The 1,992-nt window shown below is 60.7% G+C and carries 3 protein-coding genes and 1 pseudogene; all 4 read right to left on the reverse strand.

The genetic code is table 11. The annotated features are described in order from the left end of the window. Nucleotides 1-356 (reverse strand): annotated as a pseudogene (locus JNL55_RS27095) (sensor histidine kinase); the annotation flags it as partial. Beyond that, on the reverse strand, nt 353-1,153 hold the full coding sequence (locus tag JNL55_RS27100; RefSeq protein WP_293861930.1) for an SURF1 family protein: 801 nt from the start codon (nt 1,151-1,153) through the stop codon (nt 353-355). The pseudogene JNL55_RS27095 and the gene JNL55_RS27100, both read right to left, overlap by 4 nt. After that, nucleotides 1,090-1,470 carry a cytochrome o ubiquinol oxidase subunit IV gene (gene cyoD / locus JNL55_RS27105; protein WP_293861933.1) on the reverse strand — a complete coding sequence of 127 codons (381 nt, stop codon included), beginning with the start codon at nt 1,468-1,470 and terminating at the stop codon, nt 1,090-1,092. The genes JNL55_RS27100 and cyoD overlap by 64 nt, the downstream gene beginning before the upstream one ends. Then, nucleotides 1,467-1,992: cytochrome o ubiquinol oxidase subunit III (gene cyoC, locus JNL55_RS27110; protein ID WP_293861936.1), on the reverse strand; the 526-nt coding region annotated here is incomplete at its 5' end. The genes cyoC and cyoD, both read right to left, overlap by 4 nt.

The raw sequence follows: 1,992 nt of genomic DNA on the forward strand, positions 1-1,992 counted from the left end.
TAGAGCGCGGTGAACGGATTGGTCGCGCCGCCGCTGAAGTACAACTGCACCGTGAGTGCGGCCACATCCAATAGCAACGAGAACAACAACGTCTGAGCGCTGACGTGCATATTCCTCAGCAGCCACAGATGACTCAGGCCGTTCAACGCCAGCAATGCAGCCAGCACCAGACCCATTTGCGGCAACGGCAATGGAATGTTCAGCCCGAAGTGGACCACCAGGATGGTCGCCACCTGCCCCAGCACCGCAATCCAGCGCAGCTGGATCAGCAAGGTCAGATTCTTGCGATTGGCGGTGTCGATGTACGACGGCGCCACCGTCGTGCCGTTGGTTATGTTGGGAGTTGCAAAGCTCACGATGCCGGCAGTTTACGCCAACGCCACTCGTGTCGTAGTACCAGGAACGCACCACCCAGCGTCATCAACGCCAGGCCGAACCAGGTCAGCGCGTATTGCAAATGGTTGTTGGAGAACGCGATGACGGTTAGTCCGCCGATGGGCGTATCGCTGGCCTGCCCTTCGCCGGCATCGGCATCGATGAAATACGGAGCGACATCGGTCAAGCCACGCGCCGCTGCGATGGCAGCGACATCGCGTGAAAACCAGCGATTGGCAGCGGGATCGTTGTCTCGCAGATAGGCGCCACCGGTCTCACTGATACGGAGCAAGCCGGTCACAGTAGTCACAGCGTCGATTTGCCCCGCAGGGCGAGTCGCTGGATCGCGCAGCGGTGGCGGCACGAAGCCGCGATTGATCAGCACGACGTAGCCGTCGACCGTTTCGAGCGGGGTAAAAACCCAGAAGCCACCGCCACGCTCGGTAACAGCCTGCACCGGCGCCTCTAGATCGTGACGGAAGCGTCCCTGAACGCTGACGTGCAGATATTCGCTGTTGGCGACGTCGACTTGCGGCCATTGCGCTCGCCCCGGCGCTGCCACTGGCGGCGCGTGGACTCGCTGGTCCACCCGCTCGATCAGGTCCCGCTTCCATGCCAGCCGATGCAGCTGCCAGACACCGAGACTGACCAGCGTCGCAAAGCCGGTCAATGCGGCAACGACGATTGCCGCCAGCTTCAACACCGAGCTGGCGCTCAGCGCTGCTGACTGACCTCGTGCTTGGGCATCATGTTGTTGTCGAGGTGATACATCACCCATAGCGAGCCCGCGAGCGTGATGACGACCAGGATCAGCGTAAACACCAGCGAGGTCAGCGTCCAGCCGTCTTCGCTCTTGGGCGTCATGTGCAGGAAGAACACCATGTGCACCACCATCTGGACGGCGGCGAACGCCATGATGGTGAAGGCGATGGTCTGTTTGCTCCAGGACACGTCGCCCATCACCAGCCAGAACGGCACCGCCGTCAGCACCACCGACAGCAAGAACCCGATGACATATTCGCGCAGCGTGCCGTGCGGCTCGGTGCCGTGAACCAGACCAGGATCATGCTCGGAAGCGTGGTCGTGAGCGCTCATCGCAACATGCCCATCAGGTAGACGAACGTGAACACACCGATCCAGATCACGTCGAGGAAGTGCCAGAACAAGCTCAAGCAGGCTAGGCGGCGCGCGTTGGCTTTGGTCAGCCCGTGCTTGCCAATCTGCACCATCAGAGTAATCAGCCACACGAGACCGAACGTCACGTGTAAGCCGTGCGTGCCGACCAGCGTAAAGAACGAAGACAGGAAGGCACTACGCTGCGGGGTCGCGCCTTCATGAATCATGTGCGCGAATTCATACAGCTCGATGCCCAGGAAGGCCGCGCCGAACAGACCGGTGACAGCCAACCACACCAGCGTCGCACCGATCTTCTTTCGATACGACGACAACATGGCGAAGCCATACGTGATCGACGAGAACAATAGCATCGCCGTGTTGACCGCCACCAGCGACAGATCGAACAGATCTTGCGGGCCTGGCCCAGCCGCATAGTTGCCGCCGAGCACGCCATAGGTGGCGAACAGCACGGCAAAGATGAGGCAATCGCTCATCAGATAG

The sequence above is a fragment of the Steroidobacter sp. genome (genome assembly GCF_016790065.1).
GTDB lineage: Bacteria > Pseudomonadota > Gammaproteobacteria > Steroidobacterales > Steroidobacteraceae > Steroidobacter.

What these genes read in the sequence shown, in the direction of transcription:
- JNL55_RS27100 (WP_293861930.1), bottom strand. Translation starts at nt 1,153, where the DNA reads ATGGGTGATGTATCACCTCGACAACAACATGATGCCCAAGCACGAGGT.
- cyoD (WP_293861933.1), bottom strand. Translation starts at nt 1,470, where the DNA reads ATGAGCGCTCACGACCACGCTTCCGAGCATGATCCTGGTCTGGTTCAC.